The 13,210-nt window shown below is 68.4% G+C and carries 15 protein-coding genes; 4 read left to right on the top strand and 11 right to left on the bottom strand.

Annotated features, from left to right (window positions below; all coding sequences use genetic code 11):
- Nucleotides 1-6 precede the first annotated feature (6 nt).
- On the bottom strand, nucleotides 7-186 hold the full coding sequence (locus ABIE21_RS03505; protein WP_354023392.1) for a hypothetical protein: 180 nt from the start codon (nucleotides 184-186) through the stop codon (nucleotides 7-9).
- Nucleotides 187-355: 169 nt separating this feature from the next.
- On the opposite strand from ABIE21_RS03505, the gene ABIE21_RS03500 reads away from it, so the two are divergent.
- Entirely contained in the window at nucleotides 356-775 is a 420-nt protein-coding gene (locus ABIE21_RS03500) for a hypothetical protein (RefSeq protein WP_354023391.1), read from the top strand.
- A 36-nt stretch (nucleotides 776-811) separates the two neighbouring features.
- Here the strand turns inward: ABIE21_RS03500 and ABIE21_RS03495 are convergent, their stop codons facing one another.
- The 6 genes from ABIE21_RS03495 to ABIE21_RS03470 form a co-directional block, all read right to left on the bottom strand.
- Nucleotides 812-1,672 carry an aldo/keto reductase gene (locus ABIE21_RS03495; RefSeq protein WP_354023390.1) on the bottom strand — a complete coding sequence of 287 codons (861 nt, stop codon included), beginning with the start codon at nucleotides 1,670-1,672 and terminating at the stop codon, nucleotides 812-814.
- A gap of 30 nt (nucleotides 1,673-1,702) precedes the next feature.
- Nucleotides 1,703-2,188, bottom strand: a complete 486-nt coding sequence (locus tag ABIE21_RS03490; RefSeq protein ID WP_354023389.1) for a glutathione peroxidase — start codon at nucleotides 2,186-2,188, stop codon at nucleotides 1,703-1,705.
- Between the two features lie 68 nt (nucleotides 2,189-2,256).
- A complete protein-coding gene (locus tag ABIE21_RS03485; protein ID WP_354023388.1) occupies nucleotides 2,257-2,838 on the bottom strand; it encodes a PepSY domain-containing protein in 582 nt (193 codons plus the stop codon).
- Nucleotides 2,839-2,959: 121 nt separating this feature from the next.
- Nucleotides 2,960-4,300: a sensor histidine kinase gene (locus ABIE21_RS03480; RefSeq protein ID WP_354023387.1), complete on the bottom strand. Its 1,341-nt coding sequence runs from the start codon at nucleotides 4,298-4,300 to the stop codon at nucleotides 2,960-2,962.
- Nucleotides 4,293-4,970: a response regulator transcription factor gene (locus ABIE21_RS03475; RefSeq protein ID WP_354023386.1), complete on the bottom strand. Its 678-nt coding sequence runs from the start codon at nucleotides 4,968-4,970 to the stop codon at nucleotides 4,293-4,295. The genes ABIE21_RS03480 and ABIE21_RS03475 overlap by 8 nt, the downstream gene beginning before the upstream one ends.
- Before the next feature lie 116 nt (nucleotides 4,971-5,086).
- Nucleotides 5,087-7,201, bottom strand: coding sequence for a RecQ family ATP-dependent DNA helicase (locus ABIE21_RS03470; protein ID WP_354023385.1), 2,115 nt, complete (start codon nucleotides 7,199-7,201; stop codon nucleotides 5,087-5,089).
- A 145-nt stretch (nucleotides 7,202-7,346) separates the two neighbouring features.
- Between ABIE21_RS03470 and ABIE21_RS03465 the strand changes: the two genes are divergently transcribed.
- On the top strand, nucleotides 7,347-8,273 hold the full coding sequence (locus tag ABIE21_RS03465; RefSeq protein ID WP_354024396.1) for a J domain-containing protein: 927 nt from the start codon (nucleotides 7,347-7,349) through the stop codon (nucleotides 8,271-8,273).
- Nucleotides 8,274-8,277: 4 nt separating this feature from the next.
- On the opposite strand, the gene ABIE21_RS03460 is transcribed toward ABIE21_RS03465, so the two are convergent.
- Entirely contained in the window at nucleotides 8,278-8,556 is a 279-nt protein-coding gene (locus ABIE21_RS03460) for an acylphosphatase (protein ID WP_354023384.1), read from the bottom strand.
- Between the two features lie 177 nt (nucleotides 8,557-8,733).
- Here ABIE21_RS03460 and ABIE21_RS03455 point away from each other — a divergent pair, with 177 nt between their 5' ends.
- Nucleotides 8,734-9,420, top strand: coding sequence for an endonuclease/exonuclease/phosphatase family protein (locus tag ABIE21_RS03455; protein ID WP_354024395.1), 687 nt, complete (start codon nucleotides 8,734-8,736; stop codon nucleotides 9,418-9,420).
- Between the two features lie 125 nt (nucleotides 9,421-9,545).
- Here the strand turns inward: ABIE21_RS03455 and ABIE21_RS03450 are convergent, their stop codons facing one another.
- Nucleotides 9,546-10,370 (bottom strand): alpha/beta fold hydrolase, encoded by an 825-nt coding sequence (locus ABIE21_RS03450; RefSeq protein ID WP_354023383.1) that lies wholly within the window; start codon nucleotides 10,368-10,370, stop codon nucleotides 9,546-9,548.
- Nucleotides 10,371-10,553: 183 nt separating this feature from the next.
- Here ABIE21_RS03450 and ABIE21_RS03445 point away from each other — a divergent pair, with 183 nt between their 5' ends.
- Nucleotides 10,554-11,219, top strand: coding sequence for a hypothetical protein (locus ABIE21_RS03445; protein WP_354023382.1), 666 nt, complete (start codon nucleotides 10,554-10,556; stop codon nucleotides 11,217-11,219).
- Between the two features lie 13 nt (nucleotides 11,220-11,232).
- On the opposite strand, the gene ABIE21_RS03440 is transcribed toward ABIE21_RS03445, so the two are convergent.
- Both ABIE21_RS03440 and ABIE21_RS03435 read right to left on the bottom strand, forming a co-directional pair.
- The gene (locus tag ABIE21_RS03440; protein ID WP_354023381.1) at nucleotides 11,233-11,955 is read right to left on the bottom strand and encodes a GntR family transcriptional regulator; all 723 of its coding nucleotides are present in this window, start codon (nucleotides 11,953-11,955) and stop codon (nucleotides 11,233-11,235) included.
- Between the two features lie 52 nt (nucleotides 11,956-12,007).
- Nucleotides 12,008-13,207, bottom strand: coding sequence for a dipeptidase (locus ABIE21_RS03435; RefSeq protein ID WP_354023380.1), 1,200 nt, complete (start codon nucleotides 13,205-13,207; stop codon nucleotides 12,008-12,010).
- Nucleotides 13,208-13,210 lie beyond the last annotated feature (3 nt).

Raw genomic sequence — 13,210 nt, 5'->3', positions numbered from 1 at the left:
GGATCGTCAGCGCAGGTCGTCTGCGCTCGTGTCTATCGCGTCGTCGTCACCGACGTAGTCATCCTCGCCCGCGAAGTCGTCGTCGGTGAGTCGGGCGTACTCGGTGATCGTCTCGTCGTCGAGCTCTTGGTCGTCACTGAATGGATCGTTGCTCGACGGCAGGCCTACGGGGTAGATGTCGCTCATGTCCGCTCCTTGCATCGGTGGTGGCGTGAATATGCGTGGCAGTTCCTCCAGTCAATACCGCGTCGCGGCGAGCGGCAAGTGGCTCCTCCACAGCCGCCCCTCGCCGCAGGAACTCCACAGATGACGACCCGGCGGTCGGCACGGAACCACGGACGACGAGAGTTGGCCCATGGACCCCATCGACCGCGCGCTCGCCGATCTCGAACCGCTCGACACCGACGACGTCATCGAGCGCCGCGTCGGCTCGCTCATCGGTCGGGCTGTCAGCCGGCAGATCTGGCTGCTCTTCGTCGACGAGAACAACACGCAGCTGCCGCTCGTCATGCCGATCTCCGACATCCCGGTCGCTCCCGAAGCGAGTGATCTCGACAACTGGACCGAGCTCGTTCGCGGCACGGCAGAAGCGGTTCATGCGCATGGCGTTGTCGTCGTCATCGAGCGCTATGACGCAGACCGGCTCACCGACGCCGACCGGGCGTGGGCGCGGCTCTCCCGCGACGGCTGCCGCGATGCCGGAGTACGACTGCGCGCCGTGCTCCTCAGCCACCGCCGGGGTGTGCGACTGCTCGCCCCCGACGACTACGCGTGAGGCAGGGCAGGCCGTCGACGTAAGGAGGGGACTGGCTCAGACCGATTGCGACAGCTCGGCGAACTCCTCGTCGCTCAATTCGATGCCCGTCGCGCCGATGTTCTCTTCGAGGTGCTGGATCGACGACGTTCCGGGAATCGGCAGCATCGCGGGGGAGCGCCGTAACAGCCATGCCAGTGCGAGCTGCGACGGCGTCGCGGAGTGCTTTGCTGCCAGCTGCGCGAGAGGGCCACCCGCAGCAGCGAGCTTGCCCGTCGCGAGCGGGAACCAGGGGATGAATGCGATGCCGTTCGCGGTGGCGTAGTCGAGCAGAGGCTCGGCGGTGCGGCGGGAGAGATTGAATAGGTTCTGCACCGAGGCGATCCGGGCGACCTTCGACGCTGCCTCGACTTCCTCGACGCTCACCTCGCTGAGTCCGATATGCCGGATCTTTCCCTCGTCCTGCATCGCCTTGAGCTCGCCGATCTGGTCCTCGATCGGCACATCGGGGTCGATGCGGTGCAGCTGCTGCAGGTCGATCCGTTCGACTCCGAGAATGCGCAGGCTCATCTCGGTCTGCTGTCGCAGGTAGGCGGGCCTACCGACCGGGGTCCACTGGTTCGGACCCTGGCGCGTGAATCCGGCTTTCGTCGCGATGACGATCTCGTCGGAATACGGGGCGAGCGCCCGGTGCAGCAGCGGTTCCGCTACATACGGCCCGTACGAGTCCGCGGTGTCGAAAAACGTGACGCCGAGCTCGACCGCCCTCCGCAGTACGGCCACCGCCGCCGCCGGGTCGCGCGGCTCACCCCACACACCGGGGCCGGTCAGTTGCATGGTGCCGTAGCCGAGGCGGGTGACGCGAAGGTCCCCGCCGATCTCGAACGATCCGGCTGCGTCGGCGGAAAGCGTGGTCATCTGAGGTTCTCCGTTGTCAGGGCCGCGGCGTCAGGCGGCGGGTAGTGATGACTCGATGAGCTCCACGATCTCGGGCGCATCCGGCTCGGTGTGCGGACGGAACCGGTGCACGTCGCCAGCGGGGGTGACCACGAACTTCTCGAAGTTCCAGCTCACCTTGCCCGCCTTGCCCGCAGCGTCCGGGGTCTTGGTCAGCTCCGCGTACAACGGGTGCTGCTGCTTGCCGTTGACGCGGATCTTCTCGAACATCGGGAAGGTCACTCCCCACGTCGTCGAGCAGTACTCGGCGATCTTCTCTTCGGTGCCGAGCTCCTGCAGAAACTGGTTGCTGGGAAATCCGAGGACCGTGAATCCGCGGTCGCCGTAGGTCTTCTGCAGCGCCTCGAGCTTCTCGTACTGCGGCGCGAGACCACAGCGAGAGGCGACGTTGACGATGAGGAGAACCTTCTCGTCGTACTCGCCCAACGTCGTCTCTTTGCCGTCGATGGTGGTGATGGGGATCTCGGAAATCGTCATGATGGCGACGATACGCCCTGTCGCGGCGGTACACGAGCCACGGTCAGCGTTTCCCCAGACACCCGAGATTACTGCTGGTCGGAGTCGATTCGCACGACGGCGAACTGCGCGTCGAGCTCGACGTCGACGTCACGGCCGTCGGCGCCCGTCACCTCGACCTCCCAGGCGTGATCGGTGTCGTCGCTGCGGTCGAGGTCGGTCACCGTGCCCGGGCCGGCAGCGTCGAGCGCGGCCTTCTCGGCACTCGAGCGGTCGTCGGCCGAGATAGCCGCGTCGCCGCCGGTCGCCGCGTCGGTCGGGTCGCCGCTCGGCGTCTCGGAGTTCGTTCCGGTCGCGCCGCCACCGGTGGACGCACCGTCGACCCGCACGACCTCGTAGTCCTCGTCGAGCTCGACGTCGACGTCGCTGCCGTCTTCGCGGCGAACCTCGACCGTGTAGGCGTGGTCGAGGTCGTCGCTGCGCTCGGCCTCGGTCACTGTCCCTTCGCCGACTTCGGCGAGGGCCGCATCACTGGCCCGCTCGAGGCTCGTGCCGGTGAGGGCGTCGTTGTCCTGATCGAAGGGGTCGGTCGCCGCCACGGCGATACCCGCTCCGCCGAGCACGACGATGGCTGCGGCTCCCGCGATGATCCAGGTGGTCTTCTTCTTCACGATGCTCTCCTTGGTTTCACTGCCGTTTCGGCATGGGAACAGTGTGCGATTCAGACGCTGAAGCGAGACTGAAGCCCGCTGAAGGCGCCTTCAGAAAGGCGACCGGCGGCGGGCGGAGGGATCAGTCGGATGCCGCGGGCAGCAGCACCTCGAACCGCGCGCCGCCCAGCGGGCTGGCGTGAGCGGTGACTGTGCCACCGTGGGCGAGGGCGATCTCGCGGGCGATGGCGAGGCCCAGGCCGCTGCCGCCGGCCTCGCGTGCTCGTGCGTCGTCCAGACGCACGAATCGGTCGAAGATGCGCTCCCGCTCCCGCTCGGGCACGCCGGGGCCGTCGTCGTCGACCGCGAACGTCACACCGTCCTGCGTCTCCGCCAGCTCGATGCGCAGCTCGCTCGCCGCGTGCCTGGCCGCGTTGTCGACGAGGTTGCGCACGAGGCCGGACAGAAGTCCGGCATCTCCGGCGATGCGGGCCGCGCCGACGGCCGAGGCGTCGATGCGCACGCCTCCGGACGCGCGCAGACGGCGCACCTCGGCGAGCACGATGTCGTCGAGGTCGACCGGCGCTGCGGCCGAGACGAGCACCTGTTCGTCGGCGCGGGCGAGGGCGAGCATTCCGTCGACGAGCCGTTCGAGCCGTGCGCCCTCGTCGAGTATCGCCTCGGAGAGGTCGGCGCCGTCGACACGGTCGGGGTGGGCGCGGGCTACCTCGGCGAACTGCCGCAGTGACGACAGCGGGGAACGCAGCTCGTGTGAGGCGTCCGAGATGAATCGGCGTTGGGCGCTCTGCGAGGCGTCGAGGCGGTCGAGCATCCCGTTCATCGTCGCCGCGAGGCGGCCGATCTCGTCGTCTGTCCCCGGTTCCGCGATGCGGCGGTCGAGCCGGGTCGCGGTCACTGCGGCGACCTCCCGGCGCATCCGTTCGACCGGCCGCAGTGCACGACCGACCACGACCCAGGTGGTGGCGGCCATCAGCAGCACCACCAGCGGAACGGCCACGGCGAGCTGCGCCGTCACCGTCGCGACGGCCTCAGCGGCGTCGTCGATACTCTGGCCGACGACGAGTGTGCCGTCGTCGGTCTCCTCGGCCACGACGAGGTAGTCGTCGCCGTCGACGGTCACGATCCGGTGGGCCTCGGTGTCGCTCTCGGAGACGGGCGGCACGTCGTCGGCGCCGTCGCTGGCCGCGACGACCGCTCCGTCGTCGTTCCGCAGCTGGAGGAACCGGTCGTCGTCGTCGAGCTCGGCGACCGCCGACGAGAGTGACGAACCGGAGCCCTCCGACAGGTCGCTCGCGTAGGTCTCTGCCGATGCGGCGACGGCGTCGAGCAGTGAGGTGCGCAACACGACGCCGAACACGACGGCGCCAGCGACGAGGGCGACGGCGGCGACCACGGTCGTCGCGAGGGTGATGCGCACACGGAGCGTGAGCGGCCGGCGCGTCGGGCCTGGGCGCCTAGCCACCGTTGCTCGCCAGCCGGTAGCCGGAACCGCGCAACGTCTCGATCGCCGCACGGTCGAAAGGGCGGTCGAGCTTGTTGCGCAGGTGCCGCACGTACACCTCCACGATGTTCGAGTCGCCCTCGAAGTCGGCGTCCCATACGTTGTCGAGCACCTCGCGCTTCGACACGATCTGGCCCTTGCGGCGCATCAGGTATTCGAGCACGGCGAACTCCCGGGCCGTGACGTCGATCACCACGTCGCCGCGCCAGACCACGTGCGACGCGGGATCCAGCCGCACATCGCCGGCTTCGAGCACCGCCGGGCGGTCGGCGGCCCCGCGGCGCAGCAGGGCGCGCACCCGAGCGAGAAGCACTGCATACGAGAACGGCTTGGTGAGGTAGTCGTCTGCTCCGGTGTCGAGGGCCTCGACCTGATCCCACTCGCCGTCCTTGGCCGTGAGCATGAGGATGGGCGTCCAGTCGCGCTCGGCGCGCAGGGTCTCGCAGACGCGGTAGCCGCTGATGCCGGGCAGCATGATGTCGAGCACGATCACCGAGTACTGGTTCTCGCGCGCGAGCCAGAGCCCGTCGGTGCCGTTCGCCGCGACATCCACGGCGAAGCCCTCGGCCTCGAACCCGCGACGCAGCCCCTCGGCGAGCCGGGTCTCGTCCTCGACCACCAGTACTCGCACGCCGCCCCCTTCGTCGGGCTTCCAGCCCGGTCCGTTCGCCCAGTCTGGCGTACGGCCGCTGAAGCCCCGCTGAAATCGCGCGCCGGGATGCCGCGTCGGTCGGGGGCGCGTGCCGATCAGCCGCGCACGGCCAGCACGAATGGCAGCACAGCCGAGGCGCCGGCCCGGCGTAGCGCCCGGCCGGCGACGGTGATCGTCCAGCGGCTGTCGACCAGGTCGTCGACGAGCAGCACCGGCTGGCTTTCGGGCAGCTCGGGCGACCCGAAACGGTCCCACACGCCCGCGAGCCGGTAGGCGCTGTTGCCGCCGGCCTCTCCCGTCGGTCCGCCGTTCTCGAGGCTCATCGCTCCGAGGTACGGGAGCCGGCCGGCGGCAGAGAGACCTTGGGCGATCGATTCGACGAGCAGCGGATGCCGCCGCGATGGCACGCTCACGATCGCGGCCGGGCGCGACTCCCAGCCCCAGTCGGCGAGCACCCGCACACACGCGGCGATCATGGCCGGCGAAGCGGGCGCGTCGACCGCGCCGGGGGCGAAGGCCTCGCGCAGGGCGCCGCCCCAGCCCAGGTCGGTGAGGCGAGCGAGCGCTCGGCCGGGGGAGTTGCGCTCCGCGACGGCGATGTTGCCCTTGACCGCGACGCCGAGGTTGTCCATGCCGTTCGGCCATTGGGCACGCGGGTCGACGAGCACCCCGACCCGGTCGAGCGAACGCGCGGCTGTCGCCGTGGCATCCGTCTGGATCTCCGAGGGGTACCAGACTCCGGCGCAGTTGTCGCAGCGGCCGCAGGGCACCGCGGTGTCGTCGTCGAGGGCGTGCTGCAGAAACTGCATGCGGCAGCCGCTGTGATCGGCGGGCAGCACCTCGTAGTCGAGCATCGACTGCTGCTCACGCTCGCGCGCGGCCGCGATGCGCTGGTAGCGCTCGGCGTCGTAGACCCACGGCCGGCCGGTGGATACCCACCCGCCGGTGACCTTGCGCACGGCACCGTCGACGTCGAGCACCTTGAGCAGCAGCTCGAGCGGTGTGCGCCGCAGGTCGACCCGTGCCTCGAGCGCGGGGGTCGACAGCGGGGTATCGCCGAGCTCGGCGATCACCGCGAGGGCCTTGCTCTCGTTCGGCATCGAGGCGGTGGCGAAGTAGTTCCAGATCGCCTCGTCTTCGCTGCCGGGGAGCAGCAGCACGTCGGCGTTGGCGGTGGCGCGCCCGGCGCGACCCACCTGCTGGTAGTAGGCGACGGGGGAGGAGGGGGCACCGAGGTGCAGCACGAAGCCGAGATCGGGCTTGTCGAAGCCCATGCCGAGCGCGCTCGTCGCGACGAGCGCCTTGAGGTCGTTCGACTTCAGGCGCCCCTCGAGCTGTTCGCGTTCCGACGTGTCGGTGCGCCCCGTGTACGCGTGCACCTCGTGGCCGGCCTCGCGGAGGAGACGGGCGGTGTCTTCGGCGGCCGAGACGGTGAGCGCGTAGATGATGCCGCTGCCCGGCAGCTCCGCGAGGTGGCTGAGCAGCCAGGCCAGCCGCGCCTGCGCTGTCGGGAGCCGGAGCACCCCGAGTCTCAACGACGCCCGGGCGAGCGGCCCGCGGATCGTGAGCACCTCGGTCGTGTGGCCGGCCAGTTGCTCGGCGACGTCGGCCACGACGCGGCTGTTGGCCGTCGCGGTCGTCGCCAGCACCGGGATGTCGGCGGGCAGTTCGGCGATGAGATCGCGCAGGCGCCGGTAGTCGGGACGGAAGTCGTGACCCCAGTCGGAGATGCAGTGCGCCTCGTCCACGACGAGAAGGCCGGCGCGGGAGACGAGAGCCGGCAGCTGCTCGTCACGGAACGAGGGGTTGTTGAGCCGCTCGGGCGAGACGAGCAGAACGTCGACCTCGTCGTTGCGTAGCTTCTCGAGCACCTCGGCCCACTCGTGGGCGTTCGACGAGTTGATCGACACCGCCCGAACCCCGGCGCGGGCGGCGGCCGCCACCTGGTCGCGCATCAGGGCGAGCAGCGGCGACACGAGGATGGTCGGCCCGCCACCGCGCTGACGCAGCAGAAGTGTGGCGACGAAGTACACCGCGGATTTGCCCCACCCGGTGCGCTGCACCACGAGGGCACGCCGGTGGTCGTCGACGAGCGCCGCGATGGCCTCGAACTGGCCGTCGTGGAAGTCGGCATCGTCGCGGCCGACGAGGGTGCGCAGAACGGTGAGGGCGGATGCTCGGGTGTCGGTCGTCGAGGCGGTGTCGGTCATCCGTACAGCCTGACAGGTGCCGCCGACGCCCGCCGCCCGCCGGGGACGACCGGGCACGCGCAGTAGCCGTGGAGGACACGCAGAGCAGACCAGCAGCATCCATTCGGTATCGTCTGTAATGAACCAGCACGATGAAAGCGAGCGGATGCCTGACAGCCCCATCTCGGCGACGCCCTACGAGGTGCTCGGCGTGAGTCCCAGTGCGAGCCATGACGAGCTCCGCCGCGCGTACCGACGACTCGCGCGTGAGACGCACCCCGATACGGGCGGCAGCTCGGCACGGTTCGTGGCCGTGCAGCTGGCCTGGGAGCGCATCGGCACACCGGAGGACCGGGCGGCCTATGACCGCGGCCGTCCCTCGCGCCACTTCGACGACAGCGAACATCAGCCGTGGGCGGCGCCGAGCGCCCGCCCGGCGCAGGACACCCGCCCGCCGGCACGCGCCTACGGCCACCCGGGAGGCTGGCGCCGCGAACGCTTCCTCGGCCTGATGCGCGAGTGGGTCGGCATCGGCGCACCTCTTCCCGACCCGTACGACCCCGCGCTGGTGCGCAGCGCCCCCCGCGAGATCAGGCACCTCCTCGCCGACGCTCTCGCCGAGGAGGCGACCGCGCGCACGATCTCCAGCCTGGGCATCGCGTACACGGTGTGGCACGACGTCTCCACGGGCTATCCCGACGAGAAGATCGACCACGTCGTGCTCGGAGCCAGCGGGCTGTTCGCGATCCTCTCCGAGGACTTCGGCGGGCCGGTGCGGGTCAAGGGCGGCGAGCTCATCGGCGAACCGGTCGGCGGCGACCGTCCGATGCACGAGCTCGGACACCGGGTGAAGGCCCTGCAGCGCGGGCTGCGGCTCAAGTTCACCGGTCTCGTGATCGTGCTGCCCGACGACGACCTCTCCGAACCGGTCATCGAGCTGGGCCGAGTGCGCGGGGCGTCTGCGGCCGTCGTGCGCCACTCGTACCTGCCCGCTCTACTGCGCGAGGGACTGCCGGGCAGCGCCCTCAGCGGCGGCAACGAGGTGTTCGACGTACGTACCCGGCTGCTCGCCGGCATCCGCTTCGTCGAGTAACGCCCTAGCCCACGTCGAACTCGGTGGAGCCGAGCGGCGACAGGTCGCTCAGCTCGACCGAGCTGACCCGCGCGCTCGGCGGCCCCTTCTTCAACCACGAGACGAACGCGGCCACGGCGGCGGGCGGCCCCTCCGCCTCGACTTCCACCGTGGCATCCGGCCGGTTGCGGGCGAAGCCCGTGACGCCCAGTCTCTGCGCCTCGGCACGCGCGCTCCACCGAAAGCCGACGCCCTGAACGACCCCGCTCACCACCGCTCGTCTGCGCACGGGGAGAACTCTCATGCGGCAACGCTATCGCCCTGATGCGTCCTGGCCCAGCGGGGCGGGCGGCTGTTGAACCGGTGGTGAACAGCGCCGCAACGCCACGCCGCGCTGTCTGCTGATTGAGCCGGCGTTCCGACTTGCGTCGTAGACTTTGCGAGTCAATCGTGAGCGCCACCGGCCAGTCGGAGAACAGACATTAAAATCGCAAGCTACAACCTTCGTAAGAACATGGCGAGCGCAGAGCTCGCCGGGCTCGCCCACACCTACGAGCTCGACCTGCTCTGCTTGCAGGAGTGCGACACCAACCTGCTGCCCGCCGAGCTCGGCGAGATGAAGCTGGCCGACGCGACCAAGCTCAACCGCCTCGGGCTCGCGATCTACTACCGCCCCGACCGGTTCACCCCGCTCGAGACGAAGACCTTCGAGCTGAAGAAGTCATTGCACGACCGCATCGCGGCGCCGACGCACGAGCGGCTCATCGGCACGAGGTTCTTCGATGCCGAGACCGGTCTCGAGTTCGTCGCCGCGTCGTTCCACGCGTCGCCGCTCACGGCGCTCAACTCGCTGCGCCGCAATCAGATCAAGGCCGCGCACGAGGCGCTCAAGGCGATGGGGGAGGAGCTGCCGCACCTCATGGTGGGCGACTACAACTATCCGCTGTTCCAGAAGGGCCTCGGCAAGCGCATCGGCAAGACCGGGTACGACCTGTCGCTCAGCGACCGTCGCACCTACACCCGCTACAAGATCTTCACCGGTCACTTCGACTTCGTCACGAGCGTCGGCATGACGATCGACAGCGTGGAGACGCTTCCCATCGGCGCATCCGACCACCTGCCGATCCTCGTGAACGCGAGCTCGACCGCCAAAGAGCAGGCGGCGTAGCCCTTAAACACGAATGACCCCGGCTGATTTCTCAGTCGGAGTCATCCTGTCCCGACACAGTCGGGGTCCTGCTGTCTCAAGAGCAGAAAGGCCAGTCTACCAAGCTCACGAGGGCGGCGGTCGCCTCAGGCGCGCAGCCATTCGAGCAGGTCGGCGTTGATGGTGTCTGCCTGGGTGGTCGGCATGCCGTGCGGGAAGTCCTCGTAGGTCTTCAGAGTGCCGTTCTGCAGCAGTTCGGCAGAGAGCGGTCCGGATGCCGCGTATGGCACTATCTGGTCGTCCCTGCTGTGCATCACGAGGGTCGGCACGGTGATCCTCTTCAGATCGTCGGTGAAGTCCGTCTGCGAGAATGCGACGATGCCGTCGTAGTGTGCCTTCGCGCCTCCCATCATTCCCTGCCGCCACCAGTTCTCGATCACGGCCTCCGAACCCTCGACGCCGGGGCGGTTATAGCCGTAGAAGGGTCCGCTCGGCAGCGCCCTATAGAACTCCGAGCGGTTCGCGGCCAGCTGAGCCTGCAGGTCGTCGAAGACGCTCTTCGGTAACCCGCCCGGGTTCGCATCGGTCTGCAGCATCAGTGGCGGGACGGCGCTGATGAGCACCGCACGCGACACCCTGTCTTCGCCGTGCTGCCCGATGTAGTGAGCGACCTCGCCGCCTCCGGTGGAGTGGCCGACGTGGATGGCGTCGCGCAGGTCGAGGTGCTCGGTCAGCGCCGCGAGGTCGGCGGCATAGTGGTCCATGTCGTGGCCGTCGCCCGTCTGGGTCGAGCGTCCGTGGCCACGTCGATCATGCGCGATCACCCGGTAGCCCTGCCCAAGGAAGAAGAGCATCTGATTGTCCCAGTCGTCGGCCGAGAGCGGCCAGCCGTGGCTGAAGACGATCGGTTGCCCGGTGCCCCAGTCTTTGTAGAAGATCTCCGTGCCGTCGGTCGTGACGATTGTTCCCATTAGCGCCTCCTCTAGTCGGTCCGATCCCGCGTCTGCGGTTGACCTGCAGACTAGAGCGCGGGCTGAGGCCGGGGGAAGGGCCGAAGCGTGAACAGGCGTATGTCTAGGATGTCTCATATGACTCAGCCCGCGCGCAGCGTCTCGAGTGGACCGTCGATTTCGAGTTACCGCGGGCTCGTCCCGGTGTTCGTGATCGGGGTGCTCTGCGCCGGGCTGTTGGCGGGGTGCACGTCGCCCAACGCTGCCTCGACCCGCGCACCCAGCGAACCGAGCACAATCGCCGAAGCCGCGGCGACAATCGACATGCCCGATCTGGGGCCGTCTCCGGCTCCCGACCAGCTGTCCGACGAACGTATGGAGCAGCTGCGACTGGCGCAGCAGGACATCGACTGGCAGCTCGTCGAACACGTGTACCCAGACGCCGTCCGGCCTGTGGTCGCGTTCGCAGGGTACACAGACAGGGACGCCTATCTGGACACGCTTCATGCCTGCTACACGGCGAGCGGTCTCAGGCTGGGCATGAAGGTGAACGAAATCGGCGAAACTGTCGTGAACGACGCCGATGTGAGCAGTGAAGCGCACTATCTGGCCCAGTTCGCCTGCCGGGCAACCGTGACGCTGGAACCCGAGCCGTGGAACGCGGCTCAGATCGGCTACCACTACGACTACCTCACCGAGTTTCTGGCACCCTGTTACGCGGCCAACGGCCTCGAGAGCGCACAGGCGCCCAGCCGCGCGGAGTACATCGCGAACTGGCCGAATCCGGGGTGGGGTCCCGACATGGGCGAGGTCTTCGCCACGCCCGCTGCGGCACCGATCATCGCGGCGTGTCCGGGGCCGTTCAACTAGCCGCTCTGCCCGACTACCGCGTGATGTGCATCCGCACCAGGTCGGTGCGCTGCAGGGAGACGCTGTGAGCCAGGGGGGTGCCGTCGCGGTCGAAGGTGACCTGCTCGGCACGCAACACCGGGTGCCCGACATCCAACCCCAGCGCTGCGGCCTGACCCGCGTCGACCGTGACCGCCGCGACGTCGGTCGCCGTGTGCGCCACCGCGCCGGCGACGTGGCTGTTGAGCATGTCGAAGAGGTCGGTGTCGATGCTCGTCATCGCGTGCGGGTCGATGGCGACCCCGTACAGCTCGGTGGGAATGTGTTCGCTCATCGAGGCCGACGGCGTTCCGTCGACCGTGAACAACCGATCGACCCGCCACGTCTGCGTACCCGGGGCGAGCCCCAGAGCGGCCAGGACGGCATCGGAGGGCACGTCGAGCGTGCACGACGATTCGCGTATTGCCACGGTGTGCCCGCCGCGCTGCACGCGATCACGGTACGACTGGATCGTCGACATGTTGAGGGAGGCGGCCGGCAGCGGTGGGCTCACGAAGGTGCCCACGCCCCACCTGCGACTCACCAGCCCTTCGGTCGCCAGTACCCCCAGGGCCTCCCGTACGGTGCCACGGCTCACGTCGAGTTCTTCGGCCAGTTGCTTCTCATTCGGCAACCGGTCGCCGACGGCGTAGGTGGCGCCGAGAAGCTGGCGGAGCTGCGCGACCGCGCCGTCGACGACTGTGTGCCGTGTGGCCATCCTTGCTCCCCTTGCGATCTCTACGGCGTGCGCTGTGCCTGAGGAACGGGTGTCACCAGACCTCGCCCAAGACTCGCAGGATGTTGCCGCCCAGAACCTTGGCGATGTCTTCATCGCTGTAACCGTTCTTCACGAGCCATCCGGCGATGTTCCCGAAGTTCTCGGCCGGGTTCTCCAGCCCTTCAACATACTCGATCTCCGGATGCTCGCGCTTGCCATCCTGGCGCTGGGCGTAGTTGCTCGCGTAGGCGTGATGCACCGCCACGTGGTCGCCGAACATGGTGTCGGGTCCGAACGCGACATGGTCGATCCCGACGAGGTCGACACAGTATCTGAAGTGATCCATCACCGAGTCGATGGAGTGCGACAGATGGTCGGGCGAAATGGTGGTGTGCGGAGCGGCCTCGAGGCCGATGAGCCCACCACGCTCTGCGCAGGCGATGATCACCTCGTCCGGCTTCATCCGTGCGATAGGCCAGACGGCGCGCGCGCCCGCGTGGGTGATCATGACGGGAACGCTCGAATGCTCGATCACGCCGAGGCTCGTCTGGTCGCCCGAGTGCGAGATGTCGATGAGCATGCCGATCTTGTTCATGCGTTCGACCGCGCGGCGGCCGAAATTGGTGAGGCCGCCGTCATTTCGCTCGGACAGCCCGGATCCGAGCATGTTCGCCTGCGAATAGGCGATACCGAGCTGTCGCACGCCGAAGCCGTACAGCATGTCGATGCGGTCGAGCTCGTTCTCGATCATGCTGGCGCACTCGAGTCCGGCGACGAGAGCCAATTGCCCCTGTGCCTTGGCGTCGAGGATGTCGGCCACCGACTTCGCGTGTACGACATAGTCCTGCTTGGCCAGGTCGGCGAGACGGAAGCCCAGCGCGTAGATCATGTCGTCCCACTTCCAGCCGTTCTCGCTGGTGACGCACGAGGCGCCGGCCATGAAGTTGTCGACGACCGCGGTGAGGCCGGACCGGGACAGCCCCGAGTAGGCGGTTCGTTGACGGCCGGTGCGGTTGAGCGCCTTGATGTCGCCAGAGGACTCCGGCAACACGACGGCGTGCTCGTGCAGTGAGAAGATGACTTCTTCGGCCATGATCCGGTCGACCCTCTGCTGCTGTTCGACCGTGAGCTTCAGCTCGTGTTCAGGAACTCGGCCGAACTCCGGCGCGAGCGCGAAGTCTGTGTAATCGTCGCCGGGAGTGAGGTAGTCGTAGGCGGTATAGCCGTCGTAGCGCGGGGCGACTGGTTGCATGGT

This window comes from Conyzicola nivalis (assembly GCF_040548875.1).
GTDB classification, from domain to species: Bacteria; Actinomycetota; Actinomycetes; order Actinomycetales; family Microbacteriaceae; genus Conyzicola; species Conyzicola nivalis_A.
The sequence above is the reverse complement of the archived record's forward strand: the minus strand, read 5'-3'. Positions and strand labels throughout refer to the sequence as shown.

What these genes read in the sequence shown, in the direction of transcription:
- ABIE21_RS03505 (WP_354023392.1), bottom strand. Translation starts at nt 186, where the DNA reads ATGAGCGACATCTACCCCGTAGGCCTGCCGTCGAGCAACGATCCATTC.
- ABIE21_RS03500 (WP_354023391.1), top strand. Translation starts at nt 356, where the DNA reads ATGGACCCCATCGACCGCGCGCTCGCCGATCTCGAACCGCTCGACACC.
- ABIE21_RS03495 (WP_354023390.1), bottom strand. Translation starts at nt 1,672, where the DNA reads ATGACCACGCTTTCCGCCGACGCAGCCGGATCGTTCGAGATCGGCGGG.
- ABIE21_RS03490 (WP_354023389.1), bottom strand. Translation starts at nt 2,188, where the DNA reads ATGACGATTTCCGAGATCCCCATCACCACCATCGACGGCAAAGAGACG.
- ABIE21_RS03470 (WP_354023385.1), bottom strand. Translation starts at nt 7,201, where the DNA reads ATGACCGACACCGCCTCGACGACCGACACCCGAGCATCCGCCCTCACC.
- ABIE21_RS03465 (WP_354024396.1), top strand. Translation starts at nt 7,347, where the DNA reads ATGCCTGACAGCCCCATCTCGGCGACGCCCTACGAGGTGCTCGGCGTG.
- ABIE21_RS03460 (WP_354023384.1), bottom strand. Translation starts at nt 8,556, where the DNA reads ATGAGAGTTCTCCCCGTGCGCAGACGAGCGGTGGTGAGCGGGGTCGTT.
- ABIE21_RS03450 (WP_354023383.1), bottom strand. Translation starts at nt 10,370, where the DNA reads ATGGGAACAATCGTCACGACCGACGGCACGGAGATCTTCTACAAAGAC.
- ABIE21_RS03440 (WP_354023381.1), bottom strand. Translation starts at nt 11,955, where the DNA reads ATGGCCACACGGCACACAGTCGTCGACGGCGCGGTCGCGCAGCTCCGC.
- ABIE21_RS03435 (WP_354023380.1), bottom strand. Translation starts at nt 13,207, where the DNA reads ATGCAACCAGTCGCCCCGCGCTACGACGGCTATACCGCCTACGACTAC.